The 16,805-nt window shown below is 37.0% G+C and carries 20 protein-coding genes; 12 read left to right on the top strand and 8 right to left on the bottom strand.

Annotation, left to right across the window (positions count from 1 at the left end):
* Positions 1–115: 115 nt before the first annotated feature.
* From ffh to J0871_RS01430, 3 genes are read left to right on the top strand one after another with little or no spacing between them, the layout of a single operon-like run.
* Positions 116–1,444, top strand: a complete 1,329-nt coding sequence (gene ffh / locus J0871_RS01440) for a signal recognition particle protein (protein ID WP_208222887.1) — start codon at positions 116–118, stop codon at positions 1,442–1,444.
* Between the two features lie 56 nt (positions 1,445–1,500).
* Positions 1,501–1,872: a four helix bundle protein gene (locus tag J0871_RS01435; RefSeq protein ID WP_208222886.1), complete on the top strand. Its 372-nt coding sequence runs from the start codon at positions 1,501–1,503 to the stop codon at positions 1,870–1,872.
* A 36-nt stretch (positions 1,873–1,908) separates the two neighbouring features.
* The gene (locus J0871_RS01430) at positions 1,909–2,820 is read left to right on the top strand and encodes a bifunctional 5,10-methylenetetrahydrofolate dehydrogenase/5,10-methenyltetrahydrofolate cyclohydrolase (protein ID WP_208222885.1); all 912 of its coding nucleotides are present in this window, start codon (positions 1,909–1,911) and stop codon (positions 2,818–2,820) included.
* 93 nt (positions 2,821–2,913) lie between these two features.
* Here the strand turns inward: J0871_RS01430 and J0871_RS01425 are convergent, their stop codons facing one another.
* The 4 genes from J0871_RS01425 to rluF all read right to left on the bottom strand — a co-directional run bounded on the left by J0871_RS01425 (position 2,914) and on the right by rluF (position 5,709).
* Complete coding sequence (locus tag J0871_RS01425; RefSeq protein ID WP_317040656.1) at positions 2,914–3,315, bottom strand: YkvA family protein; 402 nt, start codon at positions 3,313–3,315, stop codon at positions 2,914–2,916.
* Positions 3,316–3,346: 31 nt separating this feature from the next.
* On the bottom strand, positions 3,347–4,366 hold the full coding sequence (locus J0871_RS01420) for an AI-2E family transporter (protein WP_075324923.1): 1,020 nt from the start codon (positions 4,364–4,366) through the stop codon (positions 3,347–3,349).
* An 18-nt stretch (positions 4,367–4,384) separates the two neighbouring features.
* Positions 4,385–4,807 carry a VOC family protein gene (locus J0871_RS01415; protein ID WP_208222884.1) on the bottom strand — a complete coding sequence of 141 codons (423 nt, stop codon included), beginning with the start codon at positions 4,805–4,807 and terminating at the stop codon, positions 4,385–4,387.
* 86 nt (positions 4,808–4,893) lie between these two features.
* A complete protein-coding gene (gene rluF, locus J0871_RS01410; RefSeq protein ID WP_208222883.1) occupies positions 4,894–5,709 on the bottom strand; it encodes a 23S rRNA pseudouridine(2604) synthase RluF in 816 nt (271 codons plus the stop codon).
* Between the two features lie 134 nt (positions 5,710–5,843).
* Here rluF and J0871_RS01405 point away from each other — a divergent pair, with 134 nt between their 5' ends.
* From J0871_RS01405 to dnaG, 4 genes are all read left to right on the top strand, one after another.
* A complete protein-coding gene (locus J0871_RS01405; RefSeq protein WP_208222882.1) occupies positions 5,844–6,404 on the top strand; it encodes an RNA polymerase sigma factor in 561 nt (186 codons plus the stop codon).
* Positions 6,391–7,155 carry a hypothetical protein gene (locus J0871_RS01400; RefSeq protein WP_208222881.1) on the top strand — a complete coding sequence of 255 codons (765 nt, stop codon included), beginning with the start codon at positions 6,391–6,393 and terminating at the stop codon, positions 7,153–7,155. The genes J0871_RS01405 and J0871_RS01400 overlap by 14 nt, the downstream gene beginning before the upstream one ends.
* Positions 7,156–7,206: 51 nt before the next feature.
* Positions 7,207–8,256, top strand: coding sequence for a hypothetical protein (locus tag J0871_RS01395; RefSeq protein ID WP_208222880.1), 1,050 nt, complete (start codon positions 7,207–7,209; stop codon positions 8,254–8,256).
* A gap of 120 nt (positions 8,257–8,376) precedes the next feature.
* Complete coding sequence (gene dnaG, locus J0871_RS01390) at positions 8,377–10,341, top strand: DNA primase (protein WP_208222879.1); 1,965 nt, start codon at positions 8,377–8,379, stop codon at positions 10,339–10,341.
* On the opposite strand, the gene J0871_RS01385 is transcribed toward dnaG, so the two are convergent.
* Together J0871_RS01385 and nadE are read right to left on the bottom strand one after the other, a co-directional pair.
* Complete coding sequence (locus tag J0871_RS01385; protein ID WP_208222878.1) at positions 10,334–10,972, bottom strand: response regulator transcription factor; 639 nt, start codon at positions 10,970–10,972, stop codon at positions 10,334–10,336. The two genes, dnaG and J0871_RS01385, sit on opposite strands and share 8 nt — an antisense overlap.
* Positions 10,973–11,085: 113 nt before the next feature.
* The gene (gene nadE / locus J0871_RS01380; protein ID WP_075324916.1) at positions 11,086–11,877 is read right to left on the bottom strand and encodes an NAD(+) synthase; all 792 of its coding nucleotides are present in this window, start codon (positions 11,875–11,877) and stop codon (positions 11,086–11,088) included.
* 105 nt (positions 11,878–11,982) lie between these two features.
* Between nadE and gldB the strand changes: the two genes are divergently transcribed.
* From gldB to J0871_RS01365, 3 genes are all read left to right on the top strand, one after another.
* A complete protein-coding gene (gldB, locus tag J0871_RS01375; RefSeq protein ID WP_208222877.1) occupies positions 11,983–12,942 on the top strand; it encodes a gliding motility lipoprotein GldB in 960 nt (319 codons plus the stop codon).
* Positions 12,942–13,280 carry a gliding motility protein GldC gene (gene gldC / locus J0871_RS01370; protein ID WP_075324915.1) on the top strand — a complete coding sequence of 113 codons (339 nt, stop codon included), beginning with the start codon at positions 12,942–12,944 and terminating at the stop codon, positions 13,278–13,280. The genes gldB and gldC overlap by 1 nt, the downstream gene beginning before the upstream one ends.
* A 74-nt stretch (positions 13,281–13,354) precedes the next feature.
* Positions 13,355–13,714 (top strand): GTPase, encoded by a 360-nt coding sequence (locus J0871_RS01365; protein WP_208222876.1) that lies wholly within the window; start codon positions 13,355–13,357, stop codon positions 13,712–13,714.
* Positions 13,715–13,718: 4 nt separating this feature from the next.
* Here the strand turns inward: J0871_RS01365 and yihA are convergent, their stop codons facing one another.
* The gene (yihA, locus tag J0871_RS01360; RefSeq protein WP_208222875.1) at positions 13,719–14,336 is read right to left on the bottom strand and encodes a ribosome biogenesis GTP-binding protein YihA/YsxC; all 618 of its coding nucleotides are present in this window, start codon (positions 14,334–14,336) and stop codon (positions 13,719–13,721) included.
* A gap of 65 nt (positions 14,337–14,401) precedes the next feature.
* The gene (locus tag J0871_RS01355) at positions 14,402–15,169 is read right to left on the bottom strand and encodes an alpha/beta hydrolase (protein WP_075324912.1); all 768 of its coding nucleotides are present in this window, start codon (positions 15,167–15,169) and stop codon (positions 14,402–14,404) included.
* Between the two features lie 280 nt (positions 15,170–15,449).
* On the opposite strand from J0871_RS01355, the gene mraZ reads away from it, so the two are divergent.
* Positions 15,450–15,917 carry a division/cell wall cluster transcriptional repressor MraZ gene (mraZ, locus tag J0871_RS01350; RefSeq protein WP_208222874.1) on the top strand — a complete coding sequence of 156 codons (468 nt, stop codon included), beginning with the start codon at positions 15,450–15,452 and terminating at the stop codon, positions 15,915–15,917.
* Positions 15,904–16,800 carry a 16S rRNA (cytosine(1402)-N(4))-methyltransferase RsmH gene (rsmH, locus tag J0871_RS01345; RefSeq protein WP_208222873.1) on the top strand — a complete coding sequence of 299 codons (897 nt, stop codon included), beginning with the start codon at positions 15,904–15,906 and terminating at the stop codon, positions 16,798–16,800. Before mraZ ends, rsmH begins: the two co-directional genes overlap by 14 nt.
* The last annotated feature ends 5 nt before the right edge of the window (positions 16,801–16,805 follow it).

Here is a 16,805-nt window from a genome sequence, read left to right as displayed (position 1 = left end):
GAATAAAACCTCGGGATAAGTCCTGAAGGTTTAAATTGAAAAAAGTTTTCAAAATATCGGGGCGAGCCTCGGCAGAATTATACCCTTTATGGGAAATTAAACCATAGGAAAAATTATGTTTGATAGTTTAAGTGATAAGTTAGATAATGCCTTACACGTTTTAAAAGGCCACGGGCAAATTACCGAGGTAAACGTTGCCGAAACTTTAAAAGAAGTGAGACGTGCTTTGGTGGATGCCGATGTGAACTATAAAATTGCCAAAGACTTTACCAATACCGTAAAGGAAAAAGCGCTTGGTCAAGACGTTTTAACCGCTCTGAAACCAGGCCAGATGATGGTGAAATTGGTGAAGGATGAACTTACCCAGTTAATGGGTGGGGAAGCTGAAGGAATTAATCTTTCGGGAGACCCTTCAATTATTCTTATGTCTGGATTACAGGGTAGTGGTAAAACAACCTTCTCTGGAAAACTTGCTAATTTTCTAAAAACTAAAAAGACCAAAAAACCACTTTTAGTTGCCTGTGATGTTTATCGTCCTGCAGCGATCAACCAGTTACACGTAGTTGGTGAGCAGGTTGGCGTTGAGGTGTTTTCAGATGAAGGAAACCAGGATCCGGTGGCTATTTCTAAAGCTGCAATTACTCACGCCAAACAAAACGGACATAATGTGGTTATTATAGATACCGCCGGTCGTTTAGCTGTAGATGAAGCGATGATGACCGAGATCTCCAATATTCACGAAGCCATTCAACCGCACGAAACTTTATTCGTGGTAGATTCTATGACGGGTCAGGATGCGGTGAATACTGCAAAAACTTTTAATGAAAGATTGAATTTTGACGGGGTAATCCTTACAAAATTAGATGGTGATACTCGTGGTGGTGCGGCGATTTCAATTAAATCTGTAGTTAATAAACCTATTAAATTTATTGGTACCGGTGAGAAAATGGATGCACTAGATGTGTTCTATCCAGACCGTATGGCCGATAGGATTCTTGGGATGGGAGATGTGGTGTCTCTTGTGGAACGTGCGCAGGAACAATATGATGAAGAAGAAGCAAGAAAACTTCAAAAGAAAATTGCAAAAAACCAGTTTGGTTTTGATGATTTCCTGAAGCAATTACAGCAAATTAAGAAAATGGGGTCTATGAAAGACCTTATGGGAATGATTCCGGGAGCCGGAAAAATGCTGAAAGATGTAGATATTGATGATGATGCCTTTAAAGGAATTGAAGCAATAATTCACTCGATGACTCCCGAGGAACGGAGCAATCCGAAAGTTATAAATTCAAGCCGAAAGAAACGAATTAGTAAAGGTTCAGGAACCTCGGTACAGGAAGTTAACCAATTGTTGAAACAATTCAACCAGATGGGTAAAATGATGAAGATGATGCAAGGTGGCGGTGGCCAGAAGATGATGCAGATGATGAAGGGTATGAAGTAGATTCCAGTATGCAGTTATTGCAGTCTCAGTTGGCAGTTAAAATTAAACTTTTAAATATGGATTTTAAGTCGCTACGTGTTTATGAGATTGGATTTGAACTTGCTATGGAGATATTCGAAATTTCTAAAAGATTTCCTAAAGAAGAAACTTACTCGCTTACAGATCAAATAAGAAGAAGTTCAAGATCGGTTTGTGTAAATATTGCAGAAGCATATAGAAAGAGAAAGTACGAGAAGTATTTTATAAGTAAGTTAACTGATAGTGATGCTGAAAACGCTGAAACACAAAGCTGGTTAGAGTTTGCTTATGCTTGTAAGTACATAGATTTAGATGTAAAAGATAAATTGATTAAAAAAAGTCACGAAGTAGGAAAACTTCTGAATTTTATGATTAATAATCCCGGGAGATTTGGAGTGGGTAAAGCTTAAAAACTGCCAACTGCTACTGCCAACTGAAAACTGACCATGACTATATTAGACGGAAAAAAAACCAGCAACGATATTAAAGATGAGATTGCTGCTGAGGTTGAAAAGATTAAAAAAAGAGGTGAAAAAGTCCCTCATTTAGCTGCAATTATCGTGGGGAACGACGGTGCCAGCTTAACCTATGTAAATGCAAAAGTAAAATCCTGTAAACGCGTAGGATTTCAATCTTCTCTATACAGATTACCAAATACGGTAAGCGAGTTGGAGTTACTTGACAAGATTGAAGAACTAAATCAGAATGATGATATAGATGGATTTATTGTTCAGCTTCCTTTGCCTCCGCAAATTGATACGCAAAAAGTATTAAATGCTGTAGATCCAGATAAAGATGTAGATGGTTTTCATCCTACCAACTTTGGGAAAATGGCCTTGGATATGACATCTTTTATTCCGGCGACTCCGTTTGGGATTTTAGAATTACTGGAGCGATATGATATTCCGACCAAAGGAAAACATACCGTGGTGATTGGCAGAAGTTATATAGTTGGAAGGCCAATGAGTATCTTGATGGGACGAAGTGGTTTCCCTGGAAACTCAACCGTAACTTTAACTCATGAATTCACTAAAAATATTACACAAATCACCTCCCAGGCTGATATTATAATTATCGCGGTTGGAATTCCAGATTTTCTGAAAGCGGAAATGATTAAGGATGATGCAGTAATTATTGATGTTGGAATTACAAGGGTGCCAAATGATGAAGCGGAAAAAGGCTATGTAATTAAAGGTGATGTAGACTTTGATAATGTAAGTAAACGTGCATCATATATTACGCCTGTACCTGGTGGAGTAGGACCAATGACAGTTTCTATGTTGCTTAAAAACACTTTGCTTGCTACCGAAAGGCATAAGAAAAGAGCAAAAGAAAACAGTAAAGCCAGATCTGTTTAAGCAGATTTTCAGTATAAAAAAAGTCCTGTTAGATCTTACATTTAGTAGATTTAACAGGATTTTTTTATTAATTGGGATTCAGAAAAATAGAAATTAATCTTCTTCTAATTTCCAGTCTAAATATTTATGAAGATCAGTTTCAATAAATCTTAAGGTTATAGTTAGTAGCGCAAAATCATCTACATAACCAATTCCGGGTAAAAAATCGGGTACAATATCTAACGGATTAAGCACGTACAGGAGCACAAAAGCTATGGCGGCTATAGAAAACCACGGGATATCTTTATAAACACCTTTTCGGTAATCTTTTAGCATCCCAAACATCACTTTTCCCAGCTCAGTATATTTTCTTAAAGCACCAGAATTATTAATTTTATCATCAATTTCTTTTTGATTTTTTACGGCAATATCAATATCGCCATCTTTAATTTGAGTAGCTCCTTTTTTTAGGTATTTCTCGTCAATTTCTTCTTTCTTTTTACTAAACATATTCATAATTCTTCATTTTGTGGTTAGTAGTTATTTTTTAAAGTCGGTCGTGGGCATTTCCGTATTCCTTTTTATAAATTTTCAGAATTAATAAAAACAGGGAAATAAGCAAAGGCCCAAAAATTAATCCTATAAAACCAAACAGCTGTACTCCAACAATTACACCAAAAAGGGTGATTAGCGGATGCACAGCGGCGAGTCTATCCAGGATATAAAGTCTAATAATATTATCGGTAGAACCAACAACAACAAAGCCGTAGATTAACATTGCAATGGCCTGCCAGTTATCGCCCTGGGCTATTAACAGTATTACTACCGGGAGAATACCAATCGCCGTTCCTATAAATGGAATCATAGATCCTATGGCGGTTATTACAAACCAAAAGAAAGGATCTGGTACACCAAAAATTAAGTATCCAATAAGTGCAATAATTCCCTGGAATATAGCCACCAGCGGAATACCTAATGCGTTAGATTTTACAAGTTGATCACTTTCTTGTGCAATTATTTCCAGGTTATCATTCCCAAGCGGGATATAAGAAATAAGAGAAGATTTCATAGACTCTCTTTTAACCAGCATATAGTAAAGCATAAAATACATAATACCAATTGCGATAAAGGCATTAAATGTGCCGCCTGCCAGACTTTGCAGGTTTCCAGACATCCAGTTTGTTACAGAAGAGGTATCTATAGACTCACTTAAACTATAACCTATATAGGTTTCAGCTTCGGTAAGTTGTTCTTTAACGGCCCTAATTACACGTTCAGAGTTTGCAACCGCTTTACTAATTTTAGACGTGAGCATTACTACAATTAGTATAATAGGCACCAGGATACCTACAAAAGATCCTGCCATTAAGAGCGCTGCTGCTACCGGAGGTTTCCAACCCCTGGCCAGTAATTTTTTCATCCAATTGCGCAAAAGAACGTATAAAGTAATTGCCCCTAAAACCCCCGAGAGGTATGGGATAATTTCTTTAAAAATTAAAACCGTTAAAAAGATAATGAGCATTAATACGAAAATTTGCCGTACCAGTGCCGGTTTTAATCTATCCATATTTTTGTGCTTGGTTGGTTATTTTGCAAATAGTTGTTCTTTATTTTTAAAGGCTTTGAATTCCAGTGCATTTCCGCTGGGGTCTTTAAAAAACATTGTGGCTTGTTCCCCTACCTGGCCCTCAAAACGGATGTAAGGCTCAATTTCAAAATCAATATTTTTTGATCGTAATAAATTAGCAAATTCCTGAAATACTTCCCATTCAAGGACTACTCCAAAATGCGGTACAGGCACATCTTTGCCATCTACAGGATTGCTATGTGCTTTTTCGGTTTCGTTAGCCGGTTTATAATGAATTACCAATGGGTGCCCGAAAAAATTAAAATCTACCCAATGATCACTGCTGCGGCCTTCGCCACAACCCAGGGTTTCTTTATAAAATTTTCTGGCTTTTTCTAAATTTGATACCGGGATTGCTAAATGAAACGGTTGTACCTTCATAAATCTTAATAGAATTACATTATTATACGCTATTAAAATTAACAAGTAATCTTAACATGCGGGCAAGCCACAGCGCTAATAATGTGTTAAGATTTATCTTTACGAGGTCTTTTGCCAGATCGCGGTTTTGTTTTAGATTTTAAAGCAGAAGCTTTAAGACGGGAGGCTTCTTCTGTCTTGCTGGATTCGTCTACCATGTTGTTTATGGTATTAAGTTCTTCCTGGGTAAGGTCACGCCATTGCCCTACCGGAACGTCCAGGCTAACATTCATAATTCTAATGCGTTTAAGCGCGGTAACTTCATAACCTAAAAACTCACACATTCTACGAATTTGTCGGTTTAGTCCCTGGGTAAGTATAATTCTGAATTCATTCTTTCCTAATTTTTCTACTTCGCACTTTTTAGTGGTGGTTCCCAAAATAGGTACTCCATTGCCCATTCTTCTAATAAAATCTGGAGTAATGGGTTTATTGACTGAAACAATATATTCCTTCTCGTGGTTGTTCCTGGCGCGTAGAATCTTATTTACAATGTCCCCATCATTGGTAAGAAAAATAAGTCCTTCACTGGGTTTATCCAGTCTGCCAATAGGAAAAATTCTTTTCGGATAATTTATATAATCAATAATATTGTCTTTTTCCACACGGGTATCAGTAGTGCATACTATGCCTACCGGTTTGTTGAAAGCAATATAAACATTAGGTTCTTTTTTTTCTGCTTCAGAAACCGCTTTCCCATCTACTTTTACCACATCATCGGGACCAATTTTAGTGCCCATTTCGGGTACAGCTCCATTAATGGTCACCCGGCCCTGATCTATGAGTTTATCAGCCGCGCGGCGTGAGCAGTAACCTATTTCACTTAAGTATTTATTTATTCGGGTAAGCTTCTGTTCAGACATAAAAAAGATTGTACTGCAAAGATACAAGAATTCGTCGCGAAACTAATTTTTTAAAAAATAATCAAGGTACAGGCAACCTTTTGTAACTTTCCTGCGTCTATGTAAATAGAAGGCCTTTTAATTAGAAAAATCGGGTGAAAGTAATTCAACTCTTTAAAAACGAAACTCAATTAATAAAGCGTGCGGCTAAAAAAGACCGTAAGGCGCAGCGCGAATTATATGAGTTGCATTCGGGAAAAATGCTTAGCGTTTGCCGGCAGTATATAAAGGATATGCACCACGCCGAAGAAGTAATGCTAAACGGATTTCTAAAAGTTTTCACCCACCTTAAAGATTTTGAATCTAAAGGAAGTTTTGAAGGCTGGATAAGAAAAATTATGGTGCGGGAATCAATTTCTTTTTTAAGATCACAAAAGAAAATTGTTTTTAGTAACGAAGAAATCGCAGACCCTGGTTTTTCTGAAGAAATGAATACAGAGCTAAACGTGGCACATATTCAAAACCTCATAGACAATTTGCCGGAAGGCTACAGGATGGTTTTTGTTATGTATGCGGTAGAAGGATATAAGCACGGCGAGATTGCGAAAATGCTGAAGATAACCGAAGGGACTTCAAAATCGCAATTATCTAAAGCGAGAACAATGTTGCAGGAGCAGTTAAAAACACAAAACACATCGGATTATGGAATTAAATAAATTCGAAGAAAACTCAAGGGAAAAACTGGGAAAAAGGGAAATTAAACCTTCTGCCCAAAGCTGGGAAAAGTTGGATGCTAAATTAGATGCTGAAGCACACAAAACCTCTCAAACACCCTGGAAATATATTGCCGCTGCAGTGGCAGTGCTGTTAATTGCAGGAACTTTTATGTGGAATAACAATTTTTCCGAAAGTCCGCAGGTTGTTGAAGAACCGGTAAACGAGATCATAAAAAAACCGGAACTAAAACAAGAATTTACGCAAGAAAATAAGACACAAATAGCTTCCGAAGAAATTAAAAAGGAGGAAGAACTTTCAACTGAAAGTAATACGAAAAATAATATTGTAGCAGTACCTGAAATTTCAGTAGAAGAAGAGATTACTGAAACGCCAATTTTCGAAGAAAATAGATATGAAGAAGCTGTTGTTTTAGAGCCAATAAGCCTGGAACCACCAATTTTAGAAGAAAAATTAATTCAATCTAAACTTGAAGAAGTGATTGCGGCCACGAGCAGAAATGATGAAATCTCTGAAGATGAAGTAGACGAATTACTAGCCCAGGCGGCTTCAGAAATAAGTAGGGAACGGAAGAATGCACAATTTTATAATTCAAATACCGAAATAAGTGCAAATGCACTGCTAGCCGAAGTAGAAGATGAGATTTACCAATCTTTTAAAGCAAAGGTTTTTGAGGTTTTAAAAGAAGGATATCTCAAGGCGAAAACTGCGGTTGCCAATAGAAACTATTAATCATCAAAATCCCACAAACGGGTCATTCATCAAACATCAAAATCAATTATTATGAAAACACTTACTTTTTACGTCGCACTTTTAGTATTTAGTTTTGCGCATCAGCAGGTTTCTGCACAAGAAGTTGCTTCTGTAGAGACAGAAATATCTTCAGATGAGAAAGCCAGAGAATTTTTTGAAAAGCAAAAGGCTGAAATTATTGAAAAGGAGAAAACAAAACTAAAATACCAGATTGAGCGTATAAACGGAGAACTGGAAAGAGGTGAAATCACTAAAGATGAAGCCGAAAAACAAAAAAAGGAATACGCTGAAAAACACGCTAAAAATATTGAAAATAAAATAGCCATTTTGGAGAATGAAATGGAACTGAGGGATAGAAATGATTCTTCTGGAAATTATATTGCAATTGGCGGTAAAGGAAAAGTCTTGGATATTAATATTAATACAAAGAAGAAATACGATAAACGTACCACCAGTGATTTGGTAGTTGCTGCCGGTTTTAATAATGCCCTGGAAGAAGGCCAATCTTTAAACGATTCAGATTTTAAATTGGGAGGTAGCCGATTTTTTGAACTTGGTTGGGCGTGGAAAACAAGGGTTTTTAAAGAAACAAACTGGTTGCGCCTTCGTTACGGACTTTCTTTTCAATTCAATGGATTAAAACCTACCGATAATCGCATTTTTGTAGAAGATGGCGACGAAACTTACCTGGAGGAATTCGCATTAGACCTTGATAAGTCTAAATTTAGAATGGATAACCTGGTAGTTCCGGTTCATTTTGAAATAGGTCCTTCTACAAAAACCGAAACCGAAGATCGGTTACATTTTTCTACCTATAAAATGCTGAAAATTGGCTTTGGTGGTTATGCCGGTTTTAATATTGGGGAACGCCAGAAACTAAAGTATAAAGATGATGGCGATAAAGTGAAGGAGAAGCTTAAAAACAATTATAATACTAACGATTTGGTTTATGGATTAAGTGCATACCTGGGCTGGGGTGGCGCTACGCTTTACGGGAAATACGATCTAAATCCCATATTTCAGGATCCAAATAGGGAATTACACAACTTTTCTTTAGGACTTCGGTTTGATGTTGATTAATGAAACCATCCTTTATTAAATTTTATTATTAGCCAATTTTAAATTGTAATTTTGTTTTGAATTTACAGACCCCACAGGTTTCCAAAACCTGTGGGGTCTAACCGCTTAAACAACATCAATTTGATCTCAAAATCCACTATAGACAATGTATTTGAAACCGCCCGTGTAGAGGAGGTTATTGGGGATTTTGTTCAGCTAAAAAAATCGGGTTCGAACTTTAAAGGTTTGAGTCCGTTTAGTGATGAGCGCACGCCAAGTTTTATGGTTTCTCCCGTAAAACAAATCTGGAAAGATTTCTCTAGTGGAAAGGGTGGAAACGTCGTGGCTTTTTTAATGGAACACGAACATTTTACCTATCCTGAAGCCATTAAATATCTCGCCAAAAAATACGGAATTGAGATTGAAGAAACCCAGCAAAGCGATGAGCAAAAACAGCAATCCGATGAGCGGGAAAGTATGTACCTGGTTTCAGAATTTGCTAATAAACATTTTCAGAAAAACCTGCATAAAACCGATTTAGGGAAAGCTATTGGTTTAAGCTATTTTAAGGAACGAGGATTCACTTTAGAAACGATCAAGAAGTTTGAGCTAGGATATTCTTTAGACGAATGGGACGATTTTACTAAAGAAGCGCTCGCTGAAGCCTATAAACTTAAATACCTTGAAAAGACAGGACTTACCATTGTAAAAGGCGAAAAGCAATTTGATCGCTTTAAGGGAAGAGTGATGTTCCCCATTCATTCTATGTCTGGCAGGGTATTAGGATTTGGTGGAAGAATTCTTACCAATGAAAAAAAGGCGGCAAAATACCTGAATTCACCCGAAAGTGATATCTACCATAAGAGTAAGGTTTTATACGGGATAAATTTTGCAAAGCAGGCCATCGCCAAAGAAGATAATTGTTTTTTAGTTGAAGGTTATACTGACGTAATTCAGTTTCATCAAAGTGGGATTGAAAATGTGGTTTCCTCTTCAGGAACGGCATTAACTCCTGAACAAATTCGCTTAATTAATAGACTAACCAAAAATATTACTGTACTCTTTGATGGTGATGCCGCTGGAATAAGAGCTTCACTTCGCGGAATAGATTTAATCCTGGAGCAGGGAATGAACGTGCGGGTTTGTACTTTCCCTGAAGGTGAAGATCCCGATAGTTTTGCCAGGAATAATTCACATGAAGCTTTAGCTGAATATCTTCAGGAGAACGCACAGGATTTTATTAGTTATAAAGCTTCTTTACTAATGGAAGAAGCGAAGAAAGATCCGATTAAAAAGGCAGAATTAATTCGGGATATAGTAAATAGTATTTCGAAGATTCCAGATACTATTCAGCAGGAAGTTTATTTACAGGAATGTTCCCAAATTATGGATATTTCTGAAAATGTACTGTTTTCCAGCCTTGCACAGCTAAATGCGAAAAGTGGAAGAACTTCTCCTCAACAACAGCAGAAAAAGAAATCTTTTGATGTAGTTAAAGAAGAACCGCAACCAAAAACAGCGAAGGTTGACGAGCAATACGAGCTTGAGAAAAAAATTATTAGTCTGCTGCTTCAGTATGGAACTGTAGAGGAAGATTTTGAAGACCTGGTGCTTAAAGAAAAAGAAGACGGGGAGCTCGGTTTAGAAAAGGAAATACAAAGAACCCGGGTTTTTGAAAAAATATTCTTAGACCTTCAGGAAGATGAAATTGCTTTTACCAATCCTAAATTCAGAGATATTTATACTGAATTAATGGCTCGGCTAAATAGTGAAGAAAAATTTGAAGTTAAGAATTTTATTAATAATATAGATCCGGAGCAGGCTTCTGAGATTACTTCAATTTTAATGGAGGAGGAGCAATATAAATTGCATGAATGGGATAGGCAAAACATTTTTGTGAAAGCAAAAACCGAAACTATTTCAAGGCACGTTAGTGAAACCATTCTCTCTTTGCGCAGATTTTTAATAAATCAAAAAATAAACGAACTTTCAGAAAAGGTGAAAACTCCAGTTGAAGAGCAGGACACCCAACATGTTCTTGAAGACGTAAAAGATTATCTTAGTTTGAAGAAGGTGCTCTCAGAGAAGCTTAATCGCGTTATGTAGTATTTAGTTGCAATAATCTTGATCTGGTAATAAGATCGGCAATATTGTCTACCTGTAATTTTTTAAGTAGCCTGGTTTTATAAGTACTTACTGTTTTTTCATTAATAGAAAGTGCCTCGGCAATGTCTTTATTTCGTTTTCCGGAAGCGATAAGGTTTAGAACTTCAGATTCGCGTGTAGAAAGTTTCTTAAATTTTGCGATTAAATTTCTTCCGGGAGACATCCCCGCGTTTAGTTTATCGGTGATTTTTTTGTTGAGATAAATTCCGCCTCTGGCTACCTGGTAAATGGCTTTTTCCAGTTCTTCTGGTTTTGCAAGTTTAGAAATATAACCTGCCGCTCCCGCTTTTATAGCGCTTAACGCATAAACTTCTTCAGGATGACCGGTACAAACGAGAATTTTTACTTTTGAATAATCGGTTTTAATGGTGCGAAGCGCGTTAATCCCGTTTATTTCGGGAAGGTCAATTTCTATAATTAAAACATCTGGTTGGCTTTCGCTTAAAAATCCGTACAGCTCCATCCCGCTATGTACGCTGCCTACTAACTCAAGCGCCGGGTTTTTTCTAAGGATACACCTGATACCCTCATGCACCACAGGGTGGTGATCTGCAATTAATACTGTACTCATAATAAAAGGTTGGTTAAAAAACACGCCGGGGTAGGACAAGCGCGTATATACTATTAAAAATAACCGATTTTCCCACTACTTCCGTTTTTTGAGTACAATAATCGATAAAAAGATTACTTTTTAAGATTAACGGGAATATTGCACACCGGGATAGGTTTCATTTTGTGTAAATTAGCCCCATGCCTACTTTTATAAATTTTAAAAACTTCCTGTTTTCTTCCTTCAAAATCTTCAGCGGTTTTTCCGTTTTCGGCTTCTTTCATCGCCCATTCCAATTCGGGATAAGATGCGCCAATTTGATCTTCGTCGGTACGGCTGTCCCCAAAAAGTCCGTCTGTTGGTGCGGCATTTACAATTTCAGGAGTAACTCCTAAAAACTTAGCGATTTCAGTAACTTCAGTTTTCATAAGGTCGGCAATAGGGCTTAAGTCTACGCCGCCGTCTCCGTATTTTGTAAAAAATCCCACGCCAAAATCTTCTACTTTATTTCCGGTTCCTGCTACCAGGTAGCTATGTAGGCCGGCAAAATAATATAAAGTAGACATTCTTAATCTTGCCCGGGTATTTGCTAATGTGAGATCTAAAGTATCTGAAGCTTCAACCTGTGGAGCCGCTTTTTTAAATTCATCAAAAACCGGAGTTAGATCAACTTCCAGGTTGGTAACATTAGCATAATGTTGCTTTAACCAGTCTATATGCTTTTGGGCCCTGGTCACCTGGTCTGTATGTTGGTGAATAGGCATTTCTACACAAAGTGTACGCAAACCAGTTTTGGCGCAAAGTGCTGAGGTTACTGCCGAGTCAATTCCACCGCTTATTCCAAGCACAAAACCGTTCATTCCGGCATTTGTAGCGTATTCCTTTAACCAGTTAACTATGTGATCTACCACTTTTTCAGTTTGCATAATTTTGGGTGATTAAGTTTGTAAATAATACCTTTGCACACAAATCTACTATTTAAACATAATTATTAAAAGGGCAGGGCGTTAAAGCCTTCATAAAGAATGCCTATGTATAAGAAAATAATTTTCTTGCTTTGTACAATTGTTTTTGTTTCCTGTAATGAGGATGCTAAAATTGAAAAAGAGATTGCAAAAGTGCCGGTAGATTTTGAAGTGGTTCGTTTTGACAGGCAATTTGCCGAAGCCACGCCGCAAAAACTTATGGATTTAAAACAGGAATATCCGTTCTTATTCCCACAGCAGTTTTCAGATAGCGTTTGGATTTATAAACTTACCGATACCATTCAGCAGGAAATAGATACCGAAGTAGGCAAGGCTTTTCCTTCTTTTGAAAATCAAAAGGCAGAACTTCACAGTCTTTTTCAGCATATAAAATATTATTTCCCGGAGTTTGAAACACCAAAAGTGTTTACGCTAACTTCTGAAGTGGATTATAAAAACAAGGTGATTCTTCAAGATGAATATTTATTTATTTCTTTGGATACTTATTTAGGGGAAGAGCATCATTTTTATATTGGGATCCAGGAATTTTTAAAGGAGAATTTTAGAAAAGACCAGATAATCCCAGATGTTGCCAATGCGTATGCCGAAAAATATGTAGAAAGGCCGCGTTCCAGAACTTTTCTTGCCCATATGGTATATTATGGCAAGTTATTGTATTTAAAAGATAAGTTTATTCCTGAAGTAACTGATGCTGAAAAAATAGGATATACTGAAGAAGAGCTCAATTGGGCCCAAAAGAATGAAGCGCAAATGTGGCGGTATTTTGTAGAAAATGAATTGTTTTTTGATACCGATACCGAACTTTATTCGCGGTTTCTATATCCTGCACCTTTTTCAAAATTCTACCTGCAACTTGATGCCGAATCTCCCTCCAGACTTGGCCAGTATATTGGCTGGCAAATTGTGCGTAGTTATATGGAAAAAACCGATGCATCTTTAAAGGAAATGATAAAAACCGATGCCGAAACGATATTTAATAAAGCGAATTTTAAACCAAGAAAGTAATGTCAGAATTTAAAAAATCAGAAATAAACATAGAAGTAGTTACCGATGAAAATCGCGTGCCAGAAGGAATTACCTGGAGTGCCGAAGATGGCAACGTTTATAAAGAAGAAGCCAAAGCTTTAATGCTTTCGGTTTGGGACAGCAAATCGCAGGAAACACTGCGTATAGATCTTTGGACCAAAGATATGCCGGTAGACGAAATGAAGAAATTCTTTCACCAAACCCTGGTTTCTATGAGCGATACTTTTAACCGTGCCACCCAGGATGAGAAAATGACTGCTACAATGAAAGATTTTTGCGATTATTTTGCTGAAAAGCTTGAAATCACTCAAAAGTAAACTACCTTGGAGCAAGTTTACGAAGTATATAGAAATAATACTTCCGGGACGGTGCATTAAATCTCGATTACCGAGTGGAAAAACTCATTTTTGTATATAACGCGTATTCCGGTACCCGCCACGTGGTGCTGGATGCGCTGCATAAACTAATAAGGCCTAATACTTATGCTTGCAGCATTTGCAAAGTTACCCACGGCGTTTTTTCTGAAAATTCAAGGTGGAAAAATTACAGGCTGGCTTCAGAAGTAAAAATGGAGTTTTTGCATATAGACGAATTTCAGAAGCGATATGCTTCAAAATTCGGGTATAAATACACGTTTCCTATAGTTTTGTGGGAAGATGAAGGCGAAATGGGAATATTTATTTCTACTGAAGAGTTAGAAAGAATTCAAAATGAGGAAGATCTAATTAATTTGGTTGAAGAAAGGCTTTAATTGATTATTTGGGAGAATTAGAAGAATTCAACTCGGTATTTATTGCTTCAATATAATCTAAAATCTCATCCTGGCCCAATTTTGAAGTAGCAGAGCTTACAAAGAATTCAGGCATCTCTTCCCATACTTCCAGCATTTTATCCTGGTAATTATTAATGTTTCTTTCCAGGGCTTTAGGCTTCATTTTATCGGCTTTGGTAAAAATTATACAGAAGGGAACGTTGTGTTCGCCAAGCCACTGCATAAATTCCATATCTATAGGTTGAGGTTCGTGCCTGCTGTCTATAAGCACAAAAGCACATATCATTTGCGCTCGATCCTCAAAATATTTGGTGATGAATTTCTGAAAAGTCCTTTTAGTAGATTTTGAAACCTTTGCATAACCATAACCAGGTAAATCTACAAGATGCCAGTTCTTATTGATCAAAAAATGATTAATAAGTTGTGTTTTTCCGGGTTTTGCCGAGGTTTTGGCAAGTGCTTTCCTGCCGGTAAGCATATTAATTAAAGAAGATTTCCCAACGTTACTGCGGCCAATAAAAGCGTATTCGGGCAGTTTGCTATCAGGGCATTGATCTACCCGCGTATTGCTCACCACAAATTCAGCCGACTTAATTTTCATCTTAAAATGTTTAAAAGTAATATTTGAAAGAGACCTAAAAAGAAGTTTTAAGACTTTAAACTTTCTTATTTAAAATTCCGTTTTTTCAGCCAGGCGTGAAGCAACTCGTTAAAAACAATGGGATGTTCCATCATTGCAGCGTGGCCGCATTTATCTACCCAGTACAGATCGGCATCGGGAAGTAAACGCTGAAAATCTTCGGCAACTTCGGGCGGAGTAACATTATCGTCTTTTCCCCAAATTATACAGGTTGGGGTTTTCATTTTTGGTAAATCTTTGGCCATATTATGTCTTATGGCGCTTTTTGCAATAGCAAGGGTTTTTACCAATTTGTTACGATCGCTTACCGTTTCGTAAACCTCGTCTACCACTTCTTTTGTTGCAACTTCAGGATCGTAAAAAACATCCTGTGCTTTTTTCTTTATAAATTCGTAATCACCACGGCGCGGATAACTCTCGCCCATAGAATTTTCATAAAGTCCCGAGCTCCCGGTAATTACCAGTCCCTTAACTATCTCAGGATATAATTTAGTAGCCAGTAAAGCAATATGCCCTCCAAGAGAGTTTCCCAACAGGATTACTTTATCGTAACCTTTATAATCTACAAATTCTTTTAAATATTTAGCAAAAGTCTGTACGCTGGTTTTAAGTAGCGACATGGAATAGAGGGGTAGTTCTGGAATTACCACTTTATAACCATGCTTCGGAAAATACTCTGTGACCCCATCAAAGTTACTTAAACCGCCCATAAGTCCGTGTAAAATAACTATCGGGGTTCCTTCTCCTTGCTCCAGGTACGTAAACTTTCCCTCTTGCCTTAAATTATTCTTCATTGATTGGCTTTGCGGTTAGCAATCGCAAATATAGCGATTTCATTACAAGTATAATCATTTTTGAGAAATAGCAAAGCCATTTAAGAAATGCATTTCTGCCTCAAAAATTAAATTTTTTAACACTAAAAGCACAATAAAAACCAAGCCTCTGAAACCTAAACAAATAGCGCTATTTGATAGTCTTTCAGCTAAATACAGTGGAGAAACTTATCAACAAAGTGGTAGAAAGTGGTAAAATGTGGTAAAATTTTCAATATATTTGACTCTATAAAGTATAGAAGTGGTAAACCTCATAGGAACATACGAATGTAAAGCAGATGCCAAGGGCCGGTTAATGGTCCCTTCGGCGTTGAAAAAGCAGCTTGCGCCTATGTTGCAGGATGGTTTTGTGCTAAAACGTTCGGTTTTTCAGCCTTGTTTGGAGTTGTATCCAATGCAGGAATGGAATGTTTTAATGCAGAAAATTAACGGGCTAAACCGCTTCAAAAAGAAGAATAACGATTTTATTAGAAAATTTCAGGCTGGTGTGAAGATGGTGGAAGTAGATTCAAATGGAAGACTTTTAATTCCAAAAGATCTTGTGGCTTTTGCCGGGATTAGCAAAGAGATCGTGCTTTCTTCAGCAGTAAATATTATAGAGATCTGGGATAAAGATAAATACGAAAACACCATTGATGAAACTTCAGACGATTTTGCTGAATTGGCTGAAGAAGTAATGGGAAACGATGATTTAGATGCAATATCATAATCCGGTTTTATTAAAAGAATCTGTAGACGGCCTTAATATTAAAGAAGATGGCGTGTATGTGGATGTTACGTTTGGTGGTGGTGGTCATTCCAGGGAGATTCTAAACAGGCTCGGGCCTAAAGGAAAACTTTTTGCGTTCGATCAGGATAAGGATGCGCTGGAAAATAAAATTGAAGATCCGCGATTTATACTTATTCACGAAAACTTCAGATTTATTAAAAGGTTTTTGAGGTTTTATGGAATAAAAAAAGTTGATGGAATTTTAGGTGATTTTGGAGTTTCCTCTCATCAGTTTAATGAAGCTGAAAGAGGTTTTTCTACGCGTTTTGATGCGCGCCTTGATATGAGAATGAACCAGGGAAGCAATTTAAGTGCTTTTGAGGTAATCAATGAATATACTGAAGAACAGCTTAAAATGCTTTTCTATGATTATGCCGATTTAAAAAATGCGCCAAAGCTGGCAAATTTGATTGTTGAAGCAAGAAAAGAAAAAGCTATAGAAAGCAGCGAACAATTAAACGATTTGCTGAAGCCGCATCTTTTTAAAGGAAAAGAAAATAAAATTCTGGCGCAGATTTATCAGGCTATAAGAATAGAAGTAAACCAGGAGATTGAAGCTTTAAAGGAATTTTTAAAGCAAACCGAAGAGCTGGTGGTAAAAAATGGGAGAATTAGTCTTATTTCTTATCATTCCCTGGAAGATAGATTGGTGAAACGATATATAAGAAGTGGCTTGTTTGAAGGTGAGCCCGAAAAAGATTTCTACGGAAATATTTCAGTTCCCTTCAAGAAAGTTGGCGGACTTATAGTGCCTTCAGCAGAAGAAATTAAAGAGAATAACAGGGCAAGAAGTGCTAAGCTAAGAGTGGCTAAGAAATTATAGTTTTT

The sequence above is a fragment of the Salegentibacter sp. BDJ18 genome (assembly GCF_017579965.1).
Classification (GTDB): Bacteria; Bacteroidota; Bacteroidia; order Flavobacteriales; family Flavobacteriaceae; genus Salegentibacter.
The sequence above is the reverse complement of the archived record's forward strand: the minus strand, read 5'-3'. Positions and strand labels throughout refer to the sequence as shown.

Coding starts and splice junctions, on each gene's coding strand:
- rsmH (WP_208222873.1), top strand. CDS start 15,904: ATGCAATATCATAATCCGGTTTTATTAAAAGAATCTGTAGACGGCCTT.
- J0871_RS01420 (WP_075324923.1), bottom strand. CDS start 4,366: ATGGATAGATTAAAACCGGCACTGGTACGGCAAATTTTCGTATTAATG.
- gldC (WP_075324915.1), top strand. CDS start 12,942: ATGTCAGAATTTAAAAAATCAGAAATAAACATAGAAGTAGTTACCGAT.
- J0871_RS01430 (WP_208222885.1), top strand. CDS start 1,909: ATGACTATATTAGACGGAAAAAAAACCAGCAACGATATTAAAGATGAG.
- J0871_RS01385 (WP_208222878.1), bottom strand. CDS start 10,972: ATGAGTACAGTATTAATTGCAGATCACCACCCTGTGGTGCATGAGGGT.
- ffh (WP_208222887.1), top strand. CDS start 116: ATGTTTGATAGTTTAAGTGATAAGTTAGATAATGCCTTACACGTTTTA.
- J0871_RS01415 (WP_208222884.1), bottom strand. CDS start 4,807: ATGAAGGTACAACCGTTTCATTTAGCAATCCCGGTATCAAATTTAGAA.
- J0871_RS01425 (WP_317040656.1), bottom strand. CDS start 3,315: ATGAATATGTTTAGTAAAAAGAAAGAAGAAATTGACGAGAAATACCTA.
- nadE (WP_075324916.1), bottom strand. CDS start 11,877: ATGCAAACTGAAAAAGTGGTAGATCACATAGTTAACTGGTTAAAGGAA.
- J0871_RS01400 (WP_208222881.1), top strand. CDS start 6,391: ATGGAATTAAATAAATTCGAAGAAAACTCAAGGGAAAAACTGGGAAAA.
- J0871_RS01395 (WP_208222880.1), top strand. CDS start 7,207: ATGAAAACACTTACTTTTTACGTCGCACTTTTAGTATTTAGTTTTGCG.
- J0871_RS01435 (WP_208222886.1), top strand. CDS start 1,501: ATGGATTTTAAGTCGCTACGTGTTTATGAGATTGGATTTGAACTTGCT.
- J0871_RS01355 (WP_075324912.1), bottom strand. CDS start 15,169: ATGAAGAATAATTTAAGGCAAGAGGGAAAGTTTACGTACCTGGAGCAA.
- gldB (WP_208222877.1), top strand. CDS start 11,983: ATGTATAAGAAAATAATTTTCTTGCTTTGTACAATTGTTTTTGTTTCC.
- yihA (WP_208222875.1), bottom strand. CDS start 14,336: ATGAAAATTAAGTCGGCTGAATTTGTGGTGAGCAATACGCGGGTAGAT.
- rluF (WP_208222883.1), bottom strand. CDS start 5,709: ATGTCTGAACAGAAGCTTACCCGAATAAATAAATACTTAAGTGAAATA.